Annotated in this window: 23 protein-coding genes; 6 read left to right on the top strand and 17 right to left on the bottom strand. The window is 66.9% G+C overall.

Features of this window, described 5'->3' with window-relative positions; genetic code table 11:
* Nucleotides 1-12 precede the first annotated feature (12 nt).
* Nucleotides 13-639, top strand: coding sequence for a GDSL-type esterase/lipase family protein (locus tag JK358_RS01880; RefSeq protein WP_201942658.1), 627 nt, complete (start codon nucleotides 13-15; stop codon nucleotides 637-639).
* Here JK358_RS01880 and JK358_RS01875 read toward each other — a convergent pair.
* Nucleotides 555-2,093 (bottom strand): threonine/serine exporter family protein, encoded by a 1,539-nt coding sequence (locus JK358_RS01875; RefSeq protein WP_201942655.1) that lies wholly within the window; start codon nucleotides 2,091-2,093, stop codon nucleotides 555-557. The genes JK358_RS01880 and JK358_RS01875 overlap by 85 nt on opposite strands.
* Nucleotides 2,094-2,306: 213 nt before the next feature.
* Between JK358_RS01875 and JK358_RS01870 the strand changes: the two genes are divergently transcribed.
* Both JK358_RS01870 and JK358_RS01865 read left to right on the top strand, forming a co-directional pair.
* The gene (locus JK358_RS01870) at nucleotides 2,307-3,227 is read left to right on the top strand and encodes a LysR family transcriptional regulator (RefSeq protein ID WP_201942651.1); all 921 of its coding nucleotides are present in this window, start codon (nucleotides 2,307-2,309) and stop codon (nucleotides 3,225-3,227) included.
* A 35-nt stretch (nucleotides 3,228-3,262) separates the two neighbouring features.
* Nucleotides 3,263-4,183, top strand: a complete 921-nt coding sequence (locus JK358_RS01865; protein ID WP_201942649.1) for a LysR family transcriptional regulator — start codon at nucleotides 3,263-3,265, stop codon at nucleotides 4,181-4,183.
* A 56-nt stretch (nucleotides 4,184-4,239) separates the two neighbouring features.
* Here the strand turns inward: JK358_RS01865 and JK358_RS01860 are convergent, their stop codons facing one another.
* From JK358_RS01860 to JK358_RS01830, 7 genes are all read right to left on the bottom strand, one after another.
* On the bottom strand, nucleotides 4,240-5,805 hold the full coding sequence (locus tag JK358_RS01860) for a phytoene desaturase family protein (protein WP_201942646.1): 1,566 nt from the start codon (nucleotides 5,803-5,805) through the stop codon (nucleotides 4,240-4,242).
* A gap of 9 nt (nucleotides 5,806-5,814) precedes the next feature.
* A complete protein-coding gene (locus tag JK358_RS01855; protein ID WP_201942641.1) occupies nucleotides 5,815-7,353 on the bottom strand; it encodes an FAD-binding protein in 1,539 nt (512 codons plus the stop codon).
* Nucleotides 7,354-7,446: 93 nt separating this feature from the next.
* Complete coding sequence (locus JK358_RS01850) at nucleotides 7,447-8,088, bottom strand: class I SAM-dependent methyltransferase (protein WP_307817228.1); 642 nt, start codon at nucleotides 8,086-8,088, stop codon at nucleotides 7,447-7,449.
* Between the two features lie 36 nt (nucleotides 8,089-8,124).
* Complete coding sequence (locus JK358_RS40245) at nucleotides 8,125-10,035, bottom strand: DUF6301 family protein (RefSeq protein ID WP_201942638.1); 1,911 nt, start codon at nucleotides 10,033-10,035, stop codon at nucleotides 8,125-8,127.
* 60 nt (nucleotides 10,036-10,095) lie between these two features.
* Nucleotides 10,096-10,929, bottom strand: a complete 834-nt coding sequence (locus tag JK358_RS01840) for an alpha/beta fold hydrolase (protein ID WP_201942635.1) — start codon at nucleotides 10,927-10,929, stop codon at nucleotides 10,096-10,098.
* A gap of 59 nt (nucleotides 10,930-10,988) precedes the next feature.
* On the bottom strand, nucleotides 10,989-11,672 hold the full coding sequence (locus JK358_RS01835; RefSeq protein ID WP_201942632.1) for a class I SAM-dependent methyltransferase: 684 nt from the start codon (nucleotides 11,670-11,672) through the stop codon (nucleotides 10,989-10,991).
* A 143-nt stretch (nucleotides 11,673-11,815) separates the two neighbouring features.
* Nucleotides 11,816-12,619, bottom strand: coding sequence for an alpha/beta fold hydrolase (locus tag JK358_RS01830; RefSeq protein WP_201942630.1), 804 nt, complete (start codon nucleotides 12,617-12,619; stop codon nucleotides 11,816-11,818).
* A 251-nt stretch (nucleotides 12,620-12,870) separates the two neighbouring features.
* On the opposite strand from JK358_RS01830, the gene JK358_RS01825 reads away from it, so the two are divergent.
* Entirely contained in the window at nucleotides 12,871-13,590 is a 720-nt protein-coding gene (locus JK358_RS01825) for a GbsR/MarR family transcriptional regulator (protein WP_201942628.1), read from the top strand.
* On the opposite strand, the gene JK358_RS01820 is transcribed toward JK358_RS01825, so the two are convergent.
* The 6 genes from JK358_RS01820 to rpsF all read right to left on the bottom strand — a co-directional run bounded on the left by JK358_RS01820 (nucleotide 13,560) and on the right by rpsF (nucleotide 18,532).
* Nucleotides 13,560-14,849 (bottom strand): LAGLIDADG family homing endonuclease, encoded by a 1,290-nt coding sequence (locus JK358_RS01820; protein ID WP_307817226.1) that lies wholly within the window; start codon nucleotides 14,847-14,849, stop codon nucleotides 13,560-13,562. The two genes, JK358_RS01825 and JK358_RS01820, sit on opposite strands and share 31 nt — an antisense overlap.
* 34 nt (nucleotides 14,850-14,883) lie before the next feature.
* Nucleotides 14,884-16,278 (bottom strand): replicative DNA helicase, encoded by a 1,395-nt coding sequence (dnaB, locus tag JK358_RS01815; protein WP_201942626.1) that lies wholly within the window; start codon nucleotides 16,276-16,278, stop codon nucleotides 14,884-14,886.
* A 496-nt stretch (nucleotides 16,279-16,774) separates the two neighbouring features.
* Nucleotides 16,775-17,230 (bottom strand): 50S ribosomal protein L9, encoded by a 456-nt coding sequence (gene rplI / locus JK358_RS01810; protein ID WP_201942624.1) that lies wholly within the window; start codon nucleotides 17,228-17,230, stop codon nucleotides 16,775-16,777.
* A 17-nt stretch (nucleotides 17,231-17,247) separates the two neighbouring features.
* Nucleotides 17,248-17,517 (bottom strand): 30S ribosomal protein S18, encoded by a 270-nt coding sequence (rpsR, locus tag JK358_RS01805; RefSeq protein WP_181582164.1) that lies wholly within the window; start codon nucleotides 17,515-17,517, stop codon nucleotides 17,248-17,250.
* Between the two features lie 60 nt (nucleotides 17,518-17,577).
* Nucleotides 17,578-18,135: a single-stranded DNA-binding protein gene (locus JK358_RS01800; protein WP_201942622.1), complete on the bottom strand. Its 558-nt coding sequence runs from the start codon at nucleotides 18,133-18,135 to the stop codon at nucleotides 17,578-17,580.
* Between the two features lie 106 nt (nucleotides 18,136-18,241).
* The gene (rpsF, locus tag JK358_RS01795) at nucleotides 18,242-18,532 is read right to left on the bottom strand and encodes a 30S ribosomal protein S6 (protein ID WP_201942620.1); all 291 of its coding nucleotides are present in this window, start codon (nucleotides 18,530-18,532) and stop codon (nucleotides 18,242-18,244) included.
* 196 nt (nucleotides 18,533-18,728) lie between these two features.
* On the opposite strand from rpsF, the gene JK358_RS01790 reads away from it, so the two are divergent.
* Together JK358_RS01790 and JK358_RS01785 are read left to right on the top strand one after the other, a co-directional pair.
* Nucleotides 18,729-20,150: a glycosyltransferase family 87 protein gene (locus JK358_RS01790; RefSeq protein ID WP_201942618.1), complete on the top strand. Its 1,422-nt coding sequence runs from the start codon at nucleotides 18,729-18,731 to the stop codon at nucleotides 20,148-20,150.
* 37 nt (nucleotides 20,151-20,187) lie between these two features.
* On the top strand, nucleotides 20,188-21,150 hold the full coding sequence (locus tag JK358_RS01785) for a DUF389 domain-containing protein (RefSeq protein ID WP_201942614.1): 963 nt from the start codon (nucleotides 20,188-20,190) through the stop codon (nucleotides 21,148-21,150).
* Nucleotides 21,151-21,154: 4 nt separating this feature from the next.
* On the opposite strand, the gene JK358_RS01780 is transcribed toward JK358_RS01785, so the two are convergent.
* The 3 genes from JK358_RS01780 to JK358_RS01770 all read right to left on the bottom strand — a co-directional run bounded on the left by JK358_RS01780 (nucleotide 21,155) and on the right by JK358_RS01770 (nucleotide 23,687).
* Entirely contained in the window at nucleotides 21,155-21,781 is a 627-nt protein-coding gene (locus tag JK358_RS01780) for a TerD family protein (protein ID WP_201942611.1), read from the bottom strand.
* Nucleotides 21,782-21,898: 117 nt separating this feature from the next.
* Nucleotides 21,899-23,026, bottom strand: coding sequence for a DUF475 domain-containing protein (locus tag JK358_RS01775; RefSeq protein WP_201942608.1), 1,128 nt, complete (start codon nucleotides 23,024-23,026; stop codon nucleotides 21,899-21,901).
* An 85-nt stretch (nucleotides 23,027-23,111) separates the two neighbouring features.
* Complete coding sequence (locus tag JK358_RS01770; RefSeq protein WP_201942605.1) at nucleotides 23,112-23,687, bottom strand: TerD family protein; 576 nt, start codon at nucleotides 23,685-23,687, stop codon at nucleotides 23,112-23,114.
* Between the last annotated feature and the right edge of the window lie 201 nt (nucleotides 23,688-23,888).

The raw sequence follows: 23,888 nt of genomic DNA, 5'->3' as shown, positions 1-23,888 counted from the left end.
GAGGATCGGAACGTGGTGCTCGATCTGCGTGTTTGCTTTCTGGGGGAGTCGTTCGTCGCGGGGGTGGGCGATCAGCAGTGTCTCGGCTGGGCCGGGCGGCTCGCTCAGCGGGCGGTGGCGGCCGGCCAGCCGATGAACTATTACAACCTGGGGATTCGCCGCGAGACCAGCACCGAGCTACGCGGGCGCTGGGAGGCCGAGTGCGCGCCCCGGCTGCCCGCGGGCGTCGACGGGCGGGTGGTGCTCTCGACCGGCGTCAACGACACCATGGTCGAGAACGACCGGCTCCGAGTGGAATCCGACCAGTCGGTGGAGAACCTGGCCGCCATCCTCGACGGCATCCGCGCCCGCGGCTGGACCGCCCTCGTGGTCTCCCCGCCCCCGAACATCCACGACGACCACAACCGGCGCATCGCCGACCTCGACGAACGCTTCGCCGAACTGTGCGACAAGACCGGCGTCCCCTACGTGCGGGCACACCGGGCCCTGCGCGAGAACAGCACCTGGATGCGCGATATCCGCGCCGGCGACGGCTACCACCCCAGCGCCGTCGGCTACGACGAATTCGCCGACTCGCTCGTCCCCAACTGGCTGCTCTGGCTGGTCGACCCCGGCGCGGATCTACCCGTCGTGCGCTGATCGGCCTTCGTCAGGCTCACCTTCGGCGGCGGCAGCAGCCAATCCACCATCGACGCGGTCCCCGGCTTGCGCGTATTCGTCAGTCCCGAACCCACCAGCACACCCAGCGCGATGGCCAGCACCGACAGCAGCACGTTCACCAGCACCTGTAAACCGTTGCCGCCCTTACTGGTCACCAGCTCCGACACCGCCGTCAACCCCATGCCGCCGGGCACCAGCATCCAGAACGCGGGCAGGAACGCCACCTGCGTCGGCGGCGCGTTCCTGTTGCGCTGCACCAGATACGCGGCGGGCACCGCTATCAGCCCGCCCAGGAACGCGCCCAGCAGCGCGCCGCCGGTCTGAATCCCGAACCGCTGCGCGGCATAGGTCACGTACAGCACCAGCAGCAGCCAGAACAGCGACTTCGGCGGCGCGCTCGATCGCCAGGAATGCCCGAATCCGATGAGCAGCACACCCACCAGCGGCGCCCACCAGCCCAAAACGCTCTGCGGCGCGGCATCCGGCGGCTGCGGACCCAGGAACTGCAATCCGACGAAGATCCCGAAGGCCAGCAGCAGCAGTTTGTTCAACCCCGCGATGGTGCGGCTCGCACCCGCCACCATCGATCCGGTCGCCAATTCGATCGAGCCGTTGGTGAGCATCGCGCCCGGCAGCAGACTCGCCACCGCCGGAACCAGCAGCTGTGAGGGCTGGCCGCCGCCGAGCGCGTGCGGAAAACCGAAGGCCAGCAACGTGACCACCGCGCCCGCGGTCACCGGCAGCGCCAGCGACAGCAGCGGAATCCGGTCCGCCAGCAGGATCAGCAGCTGCACCACCAGGCCCAGCACCGCGTACCCGACCAGGGCGTGCACGGACGGATTCAGCATCAGGCCCAGTCCGATGGTCAGCACCATGCTGCCCAGCAGCATGAGCCACACCGCGGTCGGCCGCTTCGACGCCACGATCCGTTCCAGTTCCTCGGTCACCTCGGTCGGCGGCGGCAGCTCGTGCTTCATGGTGTCGAGCACCCGATAGAGCGCCGCGATCTGATCCAGCCGCAGCGTGTCGGTGAACGCGGCCTGCAGATCCACCGCCGACCCCCGCGAATCCTGTACGCGCACGAACACTCCCGTGGGCAGCACGAAGAACTGCACCTCGGTCGCGCCGTAGCGGTGCGCGGTGTCGTCGAGGATCTCCTGCACCCGGCCCGTGGTCTCACCGGACCCGATGAGCATCACGCCCAGCAGGCGCAGCAGATTCAGCAGATCCGCGGAGACCGGCGGTTCCTCCGGCGGCGGCGGATCATGCGCCTCGGGCGCGCCGGTGCGATTCACCACACGCCGCACCAGCCAGTCGTCGAACACCCCGCTCGCTCGTCTGGCCGTATGGCTCAGACGTTTGCCGACCGAGGCCACACTCGCCCCCGCGGGCCGGGGCTGCGTGCGCAGATGCCGTGGTCCGGTCGTACTCATCGCGCCTCTCGCCTCCGTTCGCCCGCTTCCGTTCTACTCGCTCGCCGAGAAACAGCAACTGTGTGGCAACCCAAACCCTAATGTCCGACCAGCCCGATCCCGGGGCCGCGCGGCCAGTTTCCGCCACACCGGATCAGCGAACACACCCTCACATTCGTCCCGGCGACCGATCACAGCTATGCCTAGGGGTTGCGGCATTTCTAACCTGGTGGCATGGATATCGACACGCGACTGCTGCGTTACTTCCTGGCAGTCGCGGAAACCGAACATCTGCCGCTCGCGGCGCAACGGCTGCACGTGGCGCAGCCGGCGCTCGCGACGCAGATCAAACAGCTGGAACAGCAGCTGGGGGTGGAACTGTTCATCCGGTCCCGAGCCGGTATGACCCTCACCGCACCGGGCAAAGTACTGGCCGCCACCGTGCCCGGCCTGCTCGCCGCCTGGGACCGTATCCTGCGCGACACCAAGAGCGACGCCAGCCGCACCGCCCGCGTCCTGCGCCTGGGCTGCGTGCACAGCGCCGCCGACGACCACATCGCCGAACTCATCCGCGTCTTCCACCGCCTGCACCCCGACTGGCAGGTCGATATCCATCAGGGCGGCTGGACCGACCCCACCGCGGGCCTCGACGAAGGCGACGTGGACGTGGCGCTGCTGCGACTACCGTTCCCGCGTCAGGACGAATACCACGTGCGCGAGCTGTACGCCGAGCCACGCTGGATCGCCCTGCCCGCCGACCACCCCCTCGCCGAACGCGACGACATCGCCTTCCGCGAACTGTGGGACGAACCCTACGTCGCCTCCCCCGCCGAAACCGGCTGGTGGCGCGACTACTGGATGGGCCTGGACTCCCGCCCGGCCGACACCGCCATCATCGGGGCCATCGCCCGCAACACCGAGGAATGGCTGCGCGCCATCGCCAACGGCTTCGGCGTCAGCTTCACCCCCGTGTCGACGGCGCGCACCAACGCCTACCCGGGCGTGGTGTTCCGGCCCGTGCACGGCATCGGACCCACCCGGATCGCGCTGGTGTGGCCCGACGCCTCCGAATCCGACGCCGTACTGCGGTATTTCATCCGCTGCTGCACCGACATCATGGGCCATCAGACCGGCGACGGCCGGCGCACCTCGTAGCGTGACGGTATGGACACCCGTCGTAGCGTGACGGCATGGACATCGACACGCGACTACTGCGCTACTTCGTCGCCGTCGCCGAGGAGGGCCACCTCACCCGCGCCGCCCGACGCCTCTACGTGTCCCAGCCCGCGCTGACCAAACAGATCAAACTGCTGGAACAGCAACTGGGCGTGGAACTGTTCATCCGCTCCCGCACCGGCATGACCCTCACCGAACCCGGCCGCATCTTCGCCGCCCACGCCCCGCACCTGCTGACCGGCTGGGACCGCATGCTGCGCGAGACCAAGAGCGGGGCCAGCCACGCCGCTCGCGTGCTACGCGTCGGGTTCATCGCCAGCGCCGCAATCGAATTCACGCCGCGCATCGTCGAAGCCTTCCACGCCGCGCAGCCCGGCTGGCGACTCGAACTGCGCGAATTCGGCTGGCTCGACCCCACCGCCGGGCTGGCCGACGGCGACGTGGACGCCGCCCTGGTCCGCTACCCCTTCCCCGGGCACGAGAACTACCGCAGCGAAATACTTTTCACCGAACCCCGCTGGATCGCGCTACCGGAAACCCACCCCCTCGCCGGCCGCGCGGAAATCGAATTCCGCGACCTGTGGGACCAGCCCTTCGTCGCCGCACCCGCGGAAAGCGGCTGGTGGCGCGACTTCTGGATGGGACTCGACGAACGACCGGCCGACACCGCCGTCATCGGAGCCATCAGCCACAGCACCGACGAATGGCTCACCGCCATCGGCAACGGCTTCGGCATCAGCTTCACCCCCGCCTCCTCCGCGCGGTTCTACCCGCGACCCGGCATCGCGTACCGCCCGGTGCGCGGCATCGGCCCCAGCCGGGCGGCCGTCGCCTGGCCGTCCGGAAGCGAACCGGGCGCGGCCGTGCGCACCTTCATCGACTGCTGCCTGCGCGTCTGCGCCACCGGCCGCGACGAGGACACCTCCACCCGATGAGCATCGCGCCGGGGCGACGCCCTGCGGCTCGGGACGGCGACTTCGCCGCTGCTGCCCTAACTTTCGAGGACCGCCATGGCGGCATTGTGGCCGCCGACACCGCTGACGCCACCCCCGCGCACCGCACCCGCACCACACAGGAAGATGTTCGCGTGTGCGGTGGCGACGCCCCAGCGGGCGGCGGGGGTGCCGGAACCTTCCTCATCGCGATAGGGAAAAGCCAAGTCCGCGTGGAAGATATGGCCGCCGGGCATCCCCACCTCCGCCTCCAGGTCGACCGGCGACATGGCCTCCAGGCAGGGATTGCCGTCGGCATCGTGGGCCAGGCAGTCGCGGATGGGTGCGGACAGGACCGAATCCAGCTGGGCCAGTGTGGCATCGACGAGCCGGTCTTTCGCAGCTCGCGGATCATCGGTGAAAAGTCTTGCGGGAGTGTGTAAACCGAACAGGGTCAGGGTGTGCATGCCCGCGTCGATCAGCTCCGGAGCCAGGATCGAAGGATCGGTGAGCGTGTGGCAGTAGATCTCCGACGGAGGCGCGGCGGGGAGAACGCCTGATTCGGCCTCCCGGTAGGCGCGCTCGAGCTCGGTCGCGGATTCGGCGATGTGGAACGTGCCGGCGAATGCCGTACGCGGGTCCACCGACGTGTCGCGCAGGCCGGGCAGGCGGCGCAGCAGCATATTGATTTTCAGCTGGGAGCCTTCGGGTTTCGCCGTGGGCTCGCCCAGCAGCCCGGCCAGCACGTAGGGTGCCGCGTTCACCAGCACATGACCGGCCGCGACCCGGCCCGCGCCCGAACGGTCGTGGAAGGTGACTTCAGCTGTGCCGCCGTCGGTTTCGAGCTTCGTCACCGTGTGCCCGGTGCGCAGCTCCGCACCCGCCGCGCGCGCCGCCCCGGCCAATGCGTCGGTGAGCGCGCCCATACCGCCCACCGGGACATCCCAGTCGCCGGTGCCGCCGCCGATCACGTGATAGAGGAAGCAGCGGTTCTGCAGCAGCGACGGATCATGGGCGTGGGTGAAGGTGCCGATCAGCGCGTCGGTGAGCACCACGCCGCGCACGGTGTCGTCGGCGAACGCGGCCTCCACGGTTTCGCCGAGCGGGCGCTCGAAGACCGCCTCCCACACGGCCGGATCGTCCACGATGCCGCGCAGTTCCGCGCGCGACGGGAGCGGCTGGGTCAGGGTCGGGAACACGCGCTGCGCGAGACGGCCGGTGCGCTCGTAGAAGCGTTGCCAGGCAACGTAATCGCGCTCCGAACCGGTCACCCGCGCGAAGCTCGCCCGGGTTACCGGCTCGGAGGCGTTGTCCACCAGCAGGCCGTGATCAGCCACCGGCGTATACGAGGAGATCCGGCGCTTGCGCGTCGCGAACCGCAGGCCCAGATCCGCGACGATCCGATCCGGCAGCAGGCTCACCAGGTACGAGAACCGCGACAACCGCGCGTCCACCCCCGCGAACACCCGCTCCGACACCGCCGCGCCACCGGTGTGCGGCTCCCGCTCCAGCACCAGCACCGAGCGGCCCGCCCGCGCCAGATAGGCCGCCGCGACCAGGCCGTTGTGACCGCCGCCGACGATCACCACGTCGTAGCGGTCCCGGAGCAGATCGGCTCGACTCATGCACCGACTCTAGAAGCGAGCCGCCATATCCACTGCGGCGAGGTGGCTGAACAGGACCGATGCGCCGATCGGATTGCCACCGCCGGGATAGACGGTGCCGCTCACGGCGGCCATCGTATTGCCCGCCGCGTACAGGCCGGGAATGACATTGCCGTCCGCGTCGAGCACCCGGGCCGCGGTGTCGGTGCGCAGACCGCCCTTGGTGCCCAGATCCGAGATGCCGAAGGCGGCGGCGTGGAACGGGCCCTTCACGATCGGGGTGAGCGGCGATTCTCCGTTGGAGAAGGCACGGTCATAGGCTTCGTCGCCGCGGCCGAAATCCGGGTCGATCCCCGCGGCCGCGTGCTCGTTGAAGCGGGCGACGGTCGCCGTCAGCGCATCGGCCGGGACGCCGATCTTCGTCGCGAGCTCCGCCAGGGTGTCGGCGGAGTGCCGAAGCCCCGCCGCCACATACTCTTCCGCGTCGACCATGGGCACATTGCTGGCTTTGATCGGCGGCACCCCGCCCTCGGCGTCGTCGTAGATCATCCAGAACGGCAGGGAGACAGCGCCTTCCGTCATTCGATCGATGATGTCGCGGCCCAGGCGGTCATAGGCGGCCGACTCGTTGACGAAGCGCTCACCGGCCTGATTCACGAAAATTCCGCCGGTGAACCACAATGCGAACGCCGCCCGGCCGTCCGGATGGATCAGGCCCGGCGACCACCACGCCTGATCCATGAGATCCACCGCGGCTCCGGCGGCGATACCCGCCTCGTGCGCGCGTCCGGTATTTCCCCACGGCCCCATGGTGTCTCGCGCCCGACCGGGCACACCGTAGCGGGCGCGCAGCTCGTCATTGCCTTCGAAACCACCGGCCGCCAACAGCACTCCCCGGCGGGCGCGGATCGCCACCCGTTCACCGTCCCGCTCCACGATCGCCCCGGTGACCGCGCCGTCCGCCACGACCAGCTCCACCAGCGGAGCGTTCCGATACAGGGAAACGTCGGGGTACTTGGCAATTCCCAGCAGGAAACGGCCGATCAGCGCGCGCCCGCCGATCAGATACTCCGGCTGCGGTGCGCCCTGCCGATCGGTGCTCAACGGGCCGCGCACCGATCCGCTCAACTCACCGAGCGCGGCGGCAGGCAACGGCGTGGGGATGATGTGGCGCTTCCCGTCCAGCCGCGCCTTCGGAGCCCTACCGAAATAGTCCGGCCACGGGAACATCTGGAAGGAGAACGCCTCGTCCTGCTCCAGGTACTCGATCACCCGCGCGCCGCCGCGCACATAGGTTTCCTGCAGCTCGGCCGGAGTCCGATCACCCACCACCGCACGGAAATAGGTGAGCGCGTCCTCGAAACTGTCGTCCACCCCGGCGCGGGCCAGCACCGGATTGCACGGGAACCAGACACCGCCGCCACCCGAATACGCGGTGGTGCCGCCGAACAGGTCGGTGGCCTCCACCACCGCCACCGTCAAGCCCTCCCGTGCCGCCGTGTACGCACCGGCCAGGCCGCCGCCCGAACCGGCCACCAGCACATCGACTTCTTCGTTCCAGTCCGTCACCACAACTCCCTGAACTCGTCTGCGACCGACGGTAACCGCGCCGACTGCGGTTCGGGGGCGCAGTCCCGGTAACCAGGAAATACCCGGCGGCGGTCAGAGACGCTCCGCCAGCACCGCACCCTGCGGCGAGTTCTCCGAGTTCTCGCCCGTGCGCGCCTCCCGCGACAGCCGAGCCGTGGTGCGGAAACCATTGGCGTCCAACACCTCCGCCACCGCGTCGGCCGACCAGCGGTAGCCGGTCGTCACCTTGTGATCGAACCGCTGCACCGATACCGGCTCCGTGGGCGACTGGAAGGCCAGCAGCAGCTGACCGCCGGGCCGCAGCACCCGCGCGAATTCGGCGAACACCGCCGGAACCCGCTCCGGCGGCGTGTGAATGATGGAGTACCAGGCCACAATTCCCGCCAGCGAGGCATCGGCCAGCTCCAGTCGCTCCATCGAACCCACCTCGAAACCGATCTGCGGCAGATCCCGGCGCGCCAGGCGGATCATCTCCGGCGACAGATCGATCCCGGAGACCCGCAGCCCCGCCGCATGCAGATAGCCGGTGATCCGGCCCGGACCACAGCCGATATCCACGACCGCACCGGAATCACCCACCAGATCCGCGAAGATGTCCAGCATGGCGCGGTCGAACGGGTTCTCCGCCAGACTCCGCTTGAAAACATCGGTGTACAGCTCGGCCACCGCGTCGTAGCCCTCGCGCGTGGCGCGCACATCGTCAACCTCGGTCACCGCATCGACTGTAGGCGCGCGCACCCGCCCCGGAGGTCAGGGACCGCTCGCGCCGATCGACGGGGTGCGCAAACCCTGGTCCCAGCCGTCCACGCGCACATGCAGTTCCGTCTCCGGCGTCATCTCGGTGCGCAGCGGCCACAGCACCAACTCCATGAACCAGCGGAAGTCACGGCGCAGCGCGGGCAGGCGCAGGGCGTTGCGCCAGCGCGGGCGTTGCTCGTCGGGATGCCGCCAGCCGTCGCGCACCATCACCTCCGCCACCCGCGGCTGCGGTTGCGGGCCGGTCACACCCACCAGCTCCACGGCGAGTTCCCGCTCGGTGCGGTTCAGGCGGGCGAAGCCGTGCTCGCGACTGTCGATGATCAACTGCGCGCCCTCGGCCAGACCGGCGGCCACCGCCGCCAGATCATCGATGAACTGCCGCCACTCCCGATCCTCGGCGCGATGCGCGAAGCGCTGCTGCTCGATGATCAACCGGCGGGCCCGCTCGGCCGGATTCACCAGGAACAGATCGACCGTATCGGTATCGGCCACCAGACCGAGCATCAGATTCGGCGACGACCACACCGGACCGTGCGCGTGCCACAGCACACCGTGCACCGGCTGCCCCAGATCACTGCGGAAACCATCGGTGAGCCGGGCGAACGCGGCCGACAACTGCGCCCGCACATCCTCGGGCAGACCGTCCTCGTACAGATGGGATTCGATGCTGTCGCTGAGGGTTACGCAGATCGACTCCAGACGGTCGCCGTCGAATGTGCACACCGCGGTGGGAGTGTCCACGCGCATACCGGTCTGCACCCAGGTGGTGCGGCCGTCCGGTTTCGGGGCGCGCTGCGGCTTCCAGCCCGTCTGATCGGCGAACCGCTCGGCATCGGCGCGCGTCCACGACCACTCGAAAGCCTGTGCGGCACGGGCGATCTCGATACCGCCCGGCACATCGGTGCGCAGCGGCTCGGAATCGAAGGGATAGGCGGCATTGTGCAGCAGGTACTCGGCGCGCTTGGACCGCGACGTCGAATTCAACGGGATGCCCAGCGGCGCGATATCCAGATCGTCGCCGCCCTCCACCCAGGCATCGGCGAACAGGTCCGCGGGCGACTCCACGCCCAGCGCCCGCAGGCCCGCCACCGCGCACACCGCGAACCGACTCGCGGCCGGGGTGCCCGCGCGCCGGGGCTGCGTCCGCCACCAGTTCGATTCGCGCGGCGGAGTCCAGCCCGCCGCCATCAGCACCGACTCCACCTCCGGGCCGAAATGCCACAGCGGGTCCACGAATTCGCTGCGACTCAACTCGCCCAGCAGCTGCTCCTCCGTCGTGGCGAACTGGACATAGCGGCCGCCCAGCGCACCGAGCACCAGAATCGACTCATCCGGCAGCGTCTCCAGGAAATCCGCCAGATCCTCGGTGAACCGGCCCCACGGACCGGCATCCGTGCGCGCGCGAGCCGCATCGTATTTCCGGCCCCGCCAGTACGCCTGCTCCGCCGGGCTCACCAGCAGCAGATCCACCGTGGTCGGGCCCAGCGCCAAACCGGCCACCACACTCGGAAACACCCACGCCGGACCGGATTCCGGGCCCGCGCCGCCGCTCTCCGGCTCCCCCCATAGCTCGGTGAACCTGGCCGCCACCTTCGCCAGCGCGCCGTCGAGCAGCGGGGCCGAACCGAACTCGCCGGGGGCCAGGCAATCCGAAATGGTCACGCGCACATGGCCGAGACCGTCACCCGTCCCCCAGAACATCGCCGAATCCCACCACACGCCCAACCCGGTGCGCGAGAACAGCGCGCCCCGGCGCATGGTGCCCACCGGCTGCGGTGCGGCCCACCCCAGCTGCCGTGCGAAGCCCCGGACATCCTCGGAGTCCCACCGCCACCCGAATCTCGCCGCGGTCTTCACAATCCGGACCGCTCCCGCAATATCCACGCGCACCGCGAAACTCACTCCGCGACCCTAGCTCCACCCGGCGGGGCGGCGCGCCGCCTTCCGCGCGCGGAGTGCCGCTCAGGCCCCCGCGGCCTGCCGTTCGGCCAGGAACTCGCGGATCGCGGCCACCGTCTCGGCCGGTTTCTCCACATTCGGGGAATGGCCCGCGCCCTCGACAATCCGCACCATCGCGCCCGCGTCCCGGTAGCGGGCAGCGGTTTTCGCGCAGTCGTACATCTGATCGGCGGCGCCGTGGATCACCAGGGTCGGCAGGCCGGACTCGCGGATCCGGCGATCCAGCGGGCGGGCCGCCAGCGCCTTGCGGCGATCACCCGAAACCACCCGGTACACACCGGGATTCGTCAGGGCGTGATCCAGCATCGCCTGGCGTGGATCGTCGAAACCCCGCTCCATCGGGAAGCCGCGCGCGAATCCGGCGCGCAGGGCCTGCCGCACCGCGACCGCCGGCGCCATCCGATGCACCGCCTGCGCCACGAACGGCAGCGTGAACAGGGCATCCACCTTCGGCAGGTTCGCGTAGCTGTAATCGGGGGCCTGGCCGATGACCACCAGCTCCGATACCCGATCCGACACCCGGGACAGTTCGATGGCGATATCCGCGCCCATCGAATGACCCACTGCCACAGCGCTGTTCACTTCCAGGCGGGCCAGCACCGACTCCACCAGGCGGGCCTGGGCGTCCGGGTCGAAGCTGCCGCGGGAGCGGGTCAGGCCGTGCCCCGCCAAGTCGATACGGACCACTCGGTACTGGTCGATCAGCAGCGGCGTCATCCGCTCGAACCAGTGCACCGAACCGCAGAAACCGTGCAGCAGCACGAGCGCCTTCCGCGTCGGATCGCCCTCATCGCACACCCGCACCCGGGCACCGGGCACCACCACAAATTCGCTCATCCGCGCATCAGCTCCCGTCGGTCGATCGAGTTCACACCCAATCCTCCCCGACCGGGCCGTCAGCTCTCCGCGCGAGGGGAACGCGCCACCCAGGTCGCCATCGAACCGATCACCCGGATCTGAACGTCCGCGAACGCGTCCCGCAACGCCAGTTCCAAACCGGCCAGATCATCGTCCGCATTGTGGAAAGTCCCGGAACGGTTGTAGAAGCTGATCAGGCGGCGCGCCAGAAAGTTGTGCCGCACCCCGTGCGCCAGCACCGTACTGCCGAAGAACACGCCGTCCGCGGCCGTCACACCCGCGATGTGCTTGAACGCCGCACCCTTGTCCGTCCAGCCGCCGGGCACACAGTGCATGAGCAGATTCGCCGCCACCGACCCGAACCGGCGATCCACCTGCAGTGGCTGCAGCACACTCGCCACCCGGCACTGCGGTTCGACACCCCGGGCCAGCAGACGCTGCGTCGTCATCTCCAGCGACGCCGGATTCAGATCCACCAGCGTCACCCGCGGATCCGCCACCGGGAACCGGGTCGCCCGCAGGAACCAGCCCGAACCCGGACCGATATCGAGATGATCCGCCGACGTGTACGCGTCGTAATTCGCCAGCAGCTTCCGGGTGGAACACCGCCAGATCAGCGAATTCGACAGTCGCAGAACATAGAAGTCATAGAGGGGAAGCAACCGGGCGCTGTAGACCGCTGCACCGGCCTTCTCCGCCTCGGTAACGCTGGTGCTGGTCACGCTGTCCTTCTTCGGCACATTCGACGACGGGCGCGCCCTCGCCCCTCCCATCCGAGGCACCGCGACCCGCCAGGCTCTTACGCCAGCATGCTAGCCAATCCGGGCCCCGTGCCGCCCCTCCCGTCCGAGAACCGCGACGCAACTCACCCAACTGTCTTGACCTGCTGATCATCGGCAGCCGCCGACGCGCGGACGGCCTCGGCGACCGCACGGAAATCCTTGCGCAGCAGATGCGAATGATTGCTCGGCACCCGCGCGCTCACCACGATGCGCGGATTGTGCTCCAGCACCGGGTCCAGCGACGCCCGCACCGCCGCCATCACCTCCTCGCTGCCACCCAGATTCGAACCGGTGGCCAGCACATAGCGCACCGGGTGCGACGCCCGCTCCAGCAGCGGGGCCAGCGCGGCGTGCAGCTCGTTCGCCTCGATATTGATCTCGGCGTGCTGATCGGCGCTCATCCGCGCCGCCAAACCCAGCGGACGCGCCACCGGCATCAGGAAACGCATGCGGCGGAACAGCTTCCGGATCTGCTCGCGACCCTCCTCGCCCGTCAGGCCGTACGGCATCGCGCCGTCCACCGACACCACCCCGATCACCCGATCCGGATTGCGATCCGCCCAGTGCACCGCCAGCAGCGCGCCATAGGACCAGCCCACGATGATCGCCCGCCGCACACCGGTGGCCTCCAGCACGGCATCGATGTCGCGCAGGCAGGCTTCGAACGAGTAGTCCGCCGACTTCTTCGACTTGCCGCGGGCCCGCTCGTCGAACGTGATGTGCCGGAACTCCGGGCCCAGCTCGGCGATCACATGCCGCCAGTGCTTCGTATCGGCGTAGGAACCGTTCAGGTAGATCACCGGCGTGCCGGAGCCGCCGGTATCGGTGACGGCCAGGGCCGTGTCGTCCACGGGCAGCAGGTACGAGGTGGCGGTGTTGCGGGTCATGACTTCCTCCAAATTTCGTTCGCTAATGTCTGAAGCAATGACCAAAGACTAGATTGCGTTTAGAACTCTGTCAACAAATCGGATGCAAGAAAACTGGTCTCCAACTCGGAAGTATGTCGATTTTGCAATGACATTGAGAGTGAACGCAAAGCGCAATCCGTTCGATGCGTTGCAATGAGATGGGTTCCGGGGCATACTGTCGGGCACGGCCGCCAGGCCGCCGACCGACAGACTCAGGAGGGCCACCGCCGATGCCCGGAGGCAGACTGACCAGCGAGGACCGGCAACACATAGCCACCGGCCTGGCCCAAGGACTCGGCTACACCGAAATCGGCGACCGCCTCGGCCGCCCCGCCTCCACCATCATGCGAGAGGTCACCCGCAACGGCGGCCCCCACGACTACCACCCCGACCGAGCCCAGGAAGCCACCACCCAGCGCGCCCGCCGCACCAAACCCGACCGCCCCACCCCCCGGCCCCCCGCCGACCCCGGCACCGGCCGAGACCCGAAAGCCGTCCAGGACTTCACCGACACCTACACCGACCTCCTGGTCCAATCAGGTCTCCCCCACATGATGGCCAAGGTGATGGCAGCCCTCTTCATCACCGACTCCGGCGCCCTCACCGCCGCCGAACTCGTCCACCGCCTACAGGTCAGCCCCGCCTCCATCTCCCACGCCATCACCTTCCTCGAACAACAAGGCATGCTCACCCGCGACCGCCCCCCCGGCGAACGCCGCGAACGCTACATAGTCGACGACGGCATCTGGCTCCGCTCCACCCTCGCCGCCCGAGACATGAACAACATCCTCTCCGCCGCCTCCCACCGCGGCGCCACCCTCCTCGGCCCCACCACCCCCGCCGGCACCCGCCTCACCTCCACCGCCGAATTCTTCGACCTGGTCAGCGAACACCTCGGCCGAGCCATGGACGAATGGCGTCAACGCACCGCGGCCACCGACGAATCATGAACCAGCACACCATCGGCCACGTAGTTGTGCGTGCCGTCCACGGTCACGCTGTAGACGTCTTGCTCACCAGCAGAAGAGATTTCGACGATGCGATCCCAGAAGACATCGCTCCTGGCCAGCAGGATGAGTTCAGGCTCTTCCAGGATTGCCGCCGCTCGGGCAAGCCGGTAGCGGCTAGGCGAGTTCTTCCACATGGCGGAACCGCAGAAGCGACTTCCCATCGCGGACTGAAACTCTCGGAGGGGCATACTCTGGGCGGCAATCGAACTGCGGACCGTGTTCCACACTTCTTTGGGGACGGTGTCCACATTCGGGTTGGGCTCCAGTTGGACGATCTCGGCCAATACAGCTTCACCGGCGATCCCACGGGCTCCGTGCGCACTGATGTCTTCCAGGAATGTTCGCTGATTCTCGGATCCAGCGATTCTGAGGTGCCAGCAATCTCGGTAGCCGGGTTTGCGAGCCTGTGTGATACGTCCATGGACCTCCAGCCGAAGTAGCAACTGAGCTACGTCGCGGATGAGCTGGAGGCTGGTCGACGCGTAGTAGATCTGGGCTTGGCGGCCACGCACATCCCAGCGAATCGAGCCATCGGTCGCCCACAAATGGCGGAGGAACAGGGCAACCTGATCGGTGGGCATCGCGAAAACAGGCGCGGGAATGAACTTCTCGTAGCTCCGCAATCCGAAGAGCCCAAGCTCGTCGAGCCAAGCTGCGATGGGATTTCGCCGTCCATGTGTGAGCCGGTAAGGAGCCGGAAGCCGCAGTGTTGTCACCCTGGCGGCGGCATACTCGTCGCGGATTGCAGTAATACCGAAGTGCGCTGCTGCCTCCGTCACCGCAGCGAGGTTTGCTTCGTCAATGCTGGCATACCGAATCGGTTGTCGCTTCACGCATGAGCCATCGCCGATCATATGGGCCAGCATGACGATCTCGGCGTAATCGAGCTCCTTGCTGTGGGCGGGCGCTGGTATCCAGCGTGGCGTGGCAACGCGATCATCGATCGCGAGATCGTCCAGCGAGACCCAGCCACCAAGGGTCAGCAGCGGCGAGCTTCGGGCCAACCGGGTTTCGAGGCCCGAAGCGAGCCGCACCAGTAAGGTCTCCGCCCGGCCGACGTCTGACACCGCGACAGGTTGGGCAATTATCCGCATTCGGGTGTTCAGCGACCACGCCAAAGATCGCTCGCCACTGTTCGACAGTGTGTCGATGGTGACTTCATTTCCTGTGCTTGCCAGCAGAATTCGATTCGAAATCACATACTGAGAATAACAAGCGCCGCAAGCGATTTCGCTATCCTCGAGCCATATCGACGAATCGACTCAGATGCAGCTGATGCGCCACAGTAATCGTGGCGGTTGGTCCATTTCGATGCTTGCCTACAATAATGTCCGCTTCACCAGCGCGAGGATCATCTCTTTCAAAAGCATCAGGCCTATGAAGTAGAATGACCATATCAGCATCTTGTTCAAGCGATCCCGATTCGCGCAAATCGGACACCATAGGTCGCTTATCAGTTCGCTGCTCAGGACCACGGTTGAGCTGCGAAATCGCGATAACAGGAACCTCAAGCTCCTTAGCAAGCAGTTTCAAACTTCGAGAGAACTCCGAAACTTCCTGCTGACGCGATTCGACTTTCTTACCAGAGGTCATCAGCTGCAAGTAGTCAACCACCACAAGCCGCAAATCATGCCGCTGTTTCAACCTCCGGGCTTTTGCCCGAATTTCCATCATCGTAAGGTTAGGCGAGTCATCCACAAAAAGCGGAGCCTCACTGATCTCACTCATCCGACGGGCCAGTTTGCTCCAGTCATCATCACTCATCCGCCCCGACCGCATATCGCCCAGTTTGATTTTCGCCTCCGCTGATAGCAGACGCATGACAATTTCGGTCCGGCTCATTTCGAGAGAGAAGATGACGCTCGCGAGCCCATGCTTGATGGAGCAGCTGCGCATGAAATCCATACCAAGCGTGCTCTTTCCAACACCCGGTCGGGCCGCGACGATGATCATCTGGCCCGCGTGCAGACCGTTGGTGAGTTCGTCGAGTTCGGTGAAACCCGTTGGGACGCCGAGGGAGATGCCGCCTCGGGAGGCGATGGAGTCGAGTTCGTCCATGGTGGGCTGGAGGATTTCCTCCAGGGGGACGAAGTCTTCGCTGGAGCGGCGTTCGGTGACCTCGTAGATTTCGGCCTGGGCTCGGTCTACGACTTCGGCTACGTCTTGACCGTCCGCGCCCGCGTAGCCGAACTGGACGATTCGGGTTCCGGCTTCCACCAGGCGGCGGAGGATGGCTTTTTCGGCGACGATTTCGGCGTAGTAGCCGGCGTTGGCCGCGGTGGGGACCGTTTGGGTCAGGGTGACGAGGTAGGGCGGGCCGCCGATGCGCTTGAGTTCGCCCTTGCGATCCAGGGCGGCGGATACGGTGACCGGGTCGGCGGGCTCGCCGCGGCCGTAGAGGTCCAGGATGGCGTCGTAGACGGCCTGGTGGGCGGGGCGGTAGAAGTCGCCGGGGCGGACCACCTCGATGACGTCGGCGATGGCGTCCTTGGACAGCAGCATGCCGCCCAGCACCGATTGTTCGGCGGCCATGTCGTGCGGGGGTTGGCGGCCGAAGTCTTCGCCGGGGGCGTCGGGGTAGTCGGTGGGGCCTTGATCGTCGTGGCCGCGATCATCGATGACTGCCATCCGGCTCGACCGTCCTCTCTTCTCGCGCCCGGTCCGACGTTCTGTTTGTACGCCAGTGCACCGACAGGTTCGGGCAGCCACGCGGCGCGGAATCCGGTTGCGGCACAGGGGTCGGCAAACCCGTCATGCGAACCTAGGCGACGGTGCGAGGACCCGCCAAACCGTGCTGTGCACACATCTGTGGACAAACTGGGTGTTGTTCACCCACTGTTGTGCACCCCCTGTGAATAGCTTGGGGACAACAGTGGATTCGGTTCGTCGAGCAGCAGGTAGTGGGCTATTTCTCACTGTGCGTAACTGTGGATCAATCTGCTGCGGCGTGTCGCTGGACATGCCGGTTCCGGCGTGTTGGGTGAACGGGGCCGCACCAGCAGGTGACATCGCACACAGCGGGAGTGCTTGATCTACTTCGTAATCCACAACCCGCGGCCAACACTCCGGCAAACGCAAGCGGAGGCCATCCCCGCGGACGAGGACGGCCTCCGAGGCAACCGAATTACTCGGCCGCGTTGACCTGCAGGTCGAACTTGGCGACCACATCGGGGTGCAGATGCACCACGACACCGTGCTTGCCGGTGCTCTTGATGTGCGCCTTCGGCAGCTCGATGCTGCGCTTGTCGACGACCGGGCCGCCGGCAGCCTTGAGGGCGGCCGCGACGTCGGCGGTGGTGACGGAACCGAAGAGCTTGCCGGTGCCCGCGGTCTTCACCGACAGGGAGACCGACTCCAGGCCCTGGATGGCCTGCTTCAGCTCGTTGGCGTGGTCGAGGTCGCGCACCTTGCGGGCGTCCTGCGCCCGGCGGATGCCCTCGACCTGCTTCTGCGCGCCACGGGTGGCAACGATCGCCAGACCGCGGGGCAGCAGGAAGTTACGGCCGTAGCCGTCCTTGACCTCCACGGTGTCGCCGGGCGCACCGAGGTTGTCGACATCAGCGGTGAGGATGAGCTTCATTGCTGTGCCTTCCCTTCTCAGCGAGCGGTGGACACGTAGGGCAGCAGGGCCACCTCACGCGAGTTCTTGACGGCCACGGCGATGTCGCGCTGGTGCTGAACGCAGTTGCCGGTCACCCGGCGAGCGCGGATCTTGCCACGATCGGACACGTACTTACGCAGCAGCGTGGTGTCCTTGTAATCGATCTTGGCGCCAGCCGTGTTGTTCTTCTTGCCGGCCTTGTCTTCCTTGCAGAAGGTGCAGGCCTTCTTCTTGAGCACCTTTTCGCGTGCCGGTGCCTTGGGCATGGTCTTACTCCGTAATTTCGCGAGCCCAGCCTGGAGGAGAGCTCATATGAAAGCCGTTGTCTAGAACGGCGGTTCGTCGTCCATTTGGCCGCCCCCGAAGGAGCCGGCCGCGGGTGCGCTGCCCCACGGGTCGTCGCCGGCGCTCTGGCCGCCACGACCTCCGCCACTTCCGCCACCGGAGAAGTTGCCGCCGCCCTGCTGGGCGCCGCCACCACCGCCACCGCCGAAGCCTCCGCCGCCCCCACCGCCACGGGTGGTCTTGGCGATCTTCGCGGTCGCGTACTTCAGGGAGGGACCGACCTCGTCGACCTCGAGTTCGACGACCGTGCGCTTCTCACCCTCGCGGGTTTCGTAGGAGCGCTGCTTCAGTCGTCCGCTCACGATGACTCGCGAGCCCCGGGTCAGGCTTTCAGCGACATTCTCCGCAGCTTCTCGCCAGATGTTGCAGCGCAAGAAAAGCGCTTCGCCGTCTTTCCATTCATTCGAATTACGGTCGAACACACGGGGAGTGGATGCGACGGTGAAGTTCGCAACCGCTGCGCCCGCGGGCGTGAATCGAAGCTCGGGGTCGGCCGTCAAGTTTCCGATGACGGTGATGACCGTGTCGCCTGCTGCCATGGTTCCTCCTGCTACTCCGGTGCAGTCCGCAGTGCACGCGTCTGTTGCCAGTCAGCCTAGAGACAGGGACCGACGTTCGACGTGCGCACGTGCGGGAGAACTGGACTTACTTCTTGTCGAGGCGCAGCACCTTGGTGCGCAGCACCGACTCGTTCAGACCCAGCTGGCGATCGAGCTCGCTGACGGTCGCGGACTCGGCGGTCAGCGTGACGACCGCGTAGATGCCCTCGGCCTGCTTGTTGATCTCGTAAGCCAGACGACGGCGGCCCCAGATGTCGACGTTGTCGACCTTGCCGCCCTCGGTCCCGACAACACCAAGCATGTTGTTCAGGTTCGGGCCGACGGTGCGCTCGTCCAGGCTCGGATCGAGAATAACCATCACTTCATAATGACGCACGGACCTCATCACCTCCTGTGGACTGTGAACGGCCCACGGACGTTCCGTGGGCAGGAGGGTTCGTTGCGTCAGCAACCCGACAAGACTACCCGGGCCGGTGACCAGGGGTGAAAACGCCCCCACCCCAGGGCTGGAATCCGTCGACCGACCAGGCAAAGGCAGCCACGACTCGGGGATGCCGCCTAGGGTGGTGCGCATGCCGAACCGACCCGTCGCCAGCGAGCTGGTAGCGCAGCGGCGCGCGGGCACGGCGGCCGGATATGTGGCGATCTGCATCGTCACGCTGTTCCTCGCCTACGTGAACAAGGCGCGCTGCGCGGGCGCCCCGTTCGACAGCGACGGGCGCAGCCTGAAATTCGATGTCATCAAGGATTCCAGCGTCTGCTACTCGGATATCCAGTACCTCTGGCTGGGCCGCGGCATCAACGAGCACATCTTCCCGTACCTGACCGGCGGCATCACCCCCGACGGCTACCTGACCGGCGGCGTCGTCGAATATCCGGTGCTCAGTGGGCTTTTCATGTGGGTCGGCGCGCTCGGGGCGCACAACGACGCGGTCTTCCTCTTCAACTCGGCGCTGCTGCTGGCCCCGTTCGCGCTGCTGACCGCGTGGATGCTGGGAAAGATGGCGGGCCGGGCCGCGCTGCTGTGGGCGGCCGGACCGCCGCTGGTGCTCTACGCCTTCCACAACTGGGAGCTCCCCGTGGTCTGCACGGCGGTCGGCGCGTTCTACGTGATGACCGCGCTCACCCGATACTCGTTGCGCGCCAGGGGAATCGCCGCCGCGATCCTGCTGGGGATCGGTTTCTGCCTGAAGCTGTATCCGGGCATCTTCGTCCTCCCGCTGCTCGTCTACGTGTTCGTCGGCGAACAGCGCGAATATCCGCGTGCGGAACGGCGTTTCGATGCCGCCGGCGCGCTCGCGGTGCTGGCCGCGGCCTGCACCACGGTGGTGGCGATCAACCTGCCGTTCGCGATCGCCGGATACGACGGCTGGCGCGCGTCGATCACCTTCCAGCAGCTGCGGCAGGCCGACATCACCACGAATTCCATCTGGTACTGGGGTTTGCGGCCGATGTTCGACGCCTCCCAGAACGGCGAGAACGCCTTCCAGAGCACCGTGTCGCTGGCCTCGCCGCTGCTGGTGGTGGCCGCCTTCGCGCTGGCCGTCTGGCTCGGCTGGAAGCGCTGCACCGAGACCGGGACCTATCCGTGGATCGGCGTCAGCGGCGCCATGCTGTGTGGATTCCTGTTGTTCCACAAGGTGCATTCCCCGCAGTACACGCTGTGGCTGATCCCGTTCCTGGTGCTGCTGCGCGTGCGCTGGCCGCTGATCGCGGTCTACCTGCTGGCCGACGCCGCCATCGGCATCGGCGTGTTCCGGTACTTCTACGCCCTGGGTTCCGGCTATACCGCCGAGCTGGAGGAGAACATCGTGCTGTTCGGCGTGTGGGGCCGGGCCGCGCTGCTGGTGGTGTTCTACTTCGTGTTCCTGTGGGCGGAGCCGCGCCTGCGCGGATTCGGTACGCCGCGAACGGAATTCCACCCGATCTACCCGGAGAACGCGCTCGCGGGCATCGCCCGGGATGCGACATCAGCGCCCGTCGGCGGGCGATAGCGCTCCGGCGCGGCGCGGGCACGGCACACTTACCGGCATGCTGCACCTGCGGATCATGGCCCCGGACACGATGACCGAGGCCATCCTCGAAATTCTCGACTGTGAAGAGGCGGTATCCGGTCTCGCGGTATTCCGTGGCGTCGGCGTCTGTCCACCCGGAGACATGGTGACCGCGCAGGTCGCCCGGGAGGGCGCGAACGACATCGTGCAGAAGCTGCGCGCGATGCGGGTGCATCAGGTGGGCAGCATCGAACTCGAACAGGTGAACACCTGGTTGTCGCGCAGGGGTTTCCAGGCCGAGATCCGCACGCCGGGCAGCAGTGCGGATTCGGTGGTGTGGGCGGAGGTGGCGCAGCGCGCCTACGACGACACCGAACTCAATTGGACCTACCTGAGTTTCATGACGATGGCGACCATCATCGCGAGTATCGCCATCATCACCGACGCGCCGATCCTGGTGGTGGGCGCGATGGTGCTCGGCCCCGAGTTCGGGCCGATCGCCGCGCTGGGCGTGGCGCTGGTGCGGCGGCGATACAACCTGCTGCAACTGGCCTTGCGCACGCTGACACTGGGTTTCGTGATCGCCATCGCGATCACGCTGCTGCTGGCGATCGCCGGGCGGGCATTGGGGTGGATCACGCTGGAGGACATCGACGGACCGCGGCCGGGTACCGCGTTCATCTACACGCCGGACAAATGGTCGTTCATCGTCGCGGTGGTCGCGGGGGCGGCGGGCGTGCTGGCCATCACCTCGGCCAAAGCCCTGGGTCTCGCGGGCGTATTCATCTCGGTGACAACGGTGCCCGCCGCCGGCAATATCGCGCTCGGCGTGGCCTTCCTGGACGGCCACACCGTGTGGGGCAGCGTCGCGCAGCTGTTCCTGAACATCGCCGGTATGACGCTGGCGGGCTGGGGCACGCTGGCGCTGCAGCAGGCGGTGTGGTCGCGAGTGTCGGTGTGGCGGGCCAGGCACGCCGCCACGCCACGCCGCATGCTGTGAGCGGCTACTTGCGGCCGGGGGTCCAGTTCAACCCCCAGTTGTAGGCCTTGTCGATGGCGCTCTGACTGCCGTTGATGTACTGCACTTCGCGTCGCACCTGCAGCCCGCCGCCGATGTTCTCGAGGAGCGCGACCGCGCAGGAGCGGGCGTCGTTGACCGGTGAGTCCAGGCGCACCTCGACCTGCGGCCCGGCGGTCGGGTACAGCGTGACCACGCCGTCGGCCGACGCCCAGTTCGGTACGCCCTCATAGATGTAGGCGAAGATGAGCACGCGGCGGAAGATGCCGGGCTGATCCAGATTGATGTGCATGTTCTCGCCGCCGGCGGCCTGGCCGGTGCGGTCGTCGCCGTCGAGCAGGATGAACGGCGGCTGCTGCAGTTGCCCGAAACTGTTGCCCAGGGCCTGGATCACGCCCTTGCGGCCGTCGGTGAGCTCCCACAGACAGCCCAGATCCAGGTCGACGGCATTGGAGCGGCGGAACAGCCCGCGTTTGACGCCCTGGGACCAGTTCAGATTGACCCGCATAACCCCTTGCCGGTCACCGGGTTTCGTGAGGCTGACCGACGGTTCGGCTTTGGACAGCGTCACCTTGCCGAGATTCACGCCGCCACCGGGCTGCTGATAGGTCATGGTCGAACTCCCTCCCCAGGGTTCTGCGCGTACGTGCCGAAACGAACCGCGCCCGCCGCGAATTCTCGTGGCGGGCGCGGGAAGTCGGCGTATCTGCCGACCACACTACCGGGATGTTCAGCCGACCGGCGTGGTTTCCTTCTCCAGTGCGACCGGCTCGTCGTTGTCGCCCTCGCGCTTGTTGCGGATGATCGAGGTGATGAAGGCCGCGCCGATGAAGGCGACGCCCACCAGACCGGTGACGAGCTCGTTGACGTGTGGGCCGATCGACACCAGCAGGATGATGGCCAGCGCGCCGATGGCCCAGTGTGCGCCGTGCTCGAGGTACACGTACTCGTTGAGCGTGCCCTTGCGCACCAGGTAGACGGTGATGGACCGGACGAACATGGCGCCGATCAGGCCGAGGCCCAGCGCGATGATGATCGGGTCGGAGGTGATGGCGAACGCGCCGATGACACCGTCGAAGGAGAACGAGGCGTCGAGGACCTCGAGGTACAGGAACAGGAAGAAGCCCGCCTTACCGGTGGCCTTCGCGAGTTCCGACGGCCCGGTGTGCTCGGACTCCTCGATCATCTCCTCGGTGTGGAACAAGGATCCGAGACCGTCGACCACGACGTAGGTGACCAGGCCCAGGATGCCGGCGAGCAGCACGGTGGAGCGTTCGTCCTCGGAGGCGGCGAACTCGGCGGCCAGCACGATGCCGACCAGGGTGAGCACCACAGCCAGCATGTCCAGCTTGCCGAGCTTGGCCAGCGGCTTCTCCAGCCAGGTCAGCCACTTGATCTCGTGGTCTTCCAGGATGAAGTTCAGGAACAGCAGCAGCAGGAACGCGCCACCGAAGGCGGCGATCTGCGGGTGCGCCGCGGTGAGCAGGCTTTCGTAGGTCGGGCTGCCGTCGGTGGGCGGGTTCAGCGCCAGGTCGAGGGCTTCCTTCGGGTTCAGGCCCGCGGTGATCCACACGATGGCCAGCGGGAAGACCAGGCGCATACCGAAGACGGCGATCAGGATGCCGACGGTGAGGAAGATCTTCTGCCAGAACTCGCTCATCCGCTGCAGGACGGTCGCGTTGATGACTGCGTTGTCGAAGGACAGCGACACCTCGAGGATGCCCAGGATGGCGCACAGTGCGAGCGCCTTCAGTGCGCCCATGGAGCCTTGAGCGCCATACGCGAACGCCACGATCAAGGACATGATCGTGACGACTATGGAGAGGCCGAATATTCGCACCGGCTGTGGGCCTTTCATGAGTGTGTCGGGCGACGGTTGTCGGTGGTGAGTATGCCGAAGGGGGCCCGGTCGAACCGAGCCCCCTCGGTGTGGAGCGAAACTGCTAGACGTTCACGCCGTAGTCGCGTGCAATGCCCGACAGGCCGGAGGCGTAGCCCTGGCCGATGGCCCGGAACTTCCATTCGGCGCCGTTGCGGTACAGCTCGCCGAAGACCATGGCGGTCTCGGTGGAGGCGTCCTCCGAGAGGTCGTAGCGGGCGAGCTCGTTGCCGTTGGACGAGTCGACGACGCGGATGTACGCGTTGCGGACCTGGCCGAAGCTCTGGCTGCGCGACTCGGCGTCGTAGATCGAGACCGGGAAGAAGATGGACTCGATGGTCGGCGGCGTGTTGGCGAGGTTGACGTTGATGACCTCGTCGTCGCCTTCGCCCTCACCGGTGAGGTTGTCACCGGCGTGCACGATGCTGCCTTCCGGGGAGGACAGGTTGTTGAAGAAGACGAAATGCTTGTCCGACACGACCTTCTTGTCGGCGCCGGTGGCGATCGCGCTCGCGTCGAGGTCGAAGTCGGTTCCGGTGGTGGTCCGCACATCCCAGCCCAGACCGACCGCGACCGCCGTCAGGTTCGGGGCCGCCTTCGTCAGCGAGACATTGCCGCCCTTGGCCAAACTGACACCCATGCGGGATTCCCTTCCGTTGGAAAGTGGTTCAAAAACACTCTTGTATCGCGGCATGTCCGAATTGCCGGGGTCCGCTTACCACGACCCTAGTAGCTTTCGCGGACCTTGTGCAGGAACAAACCCAGGACATCCCCCGGCACAATCCTGTCACGCGACATGTCACCGGATGAATCGCCACAGTCGCCGAGCGCGTGAACAGTC

It is taken from the genome of Nocardia acididurans (assembly GCF_016741815.1).
Lineage (GTDB): Bacteria > Actinomycetota > Actinomycetes > Mycobacteriales > Mycobacteriaceae > Nocardia > Nocardia acididurans.
The sequence above is the reverse complement of the archived record's forward strand: the minus strand, read 5'-3'. Positions and strand labels throughout refer to the sequence as shown.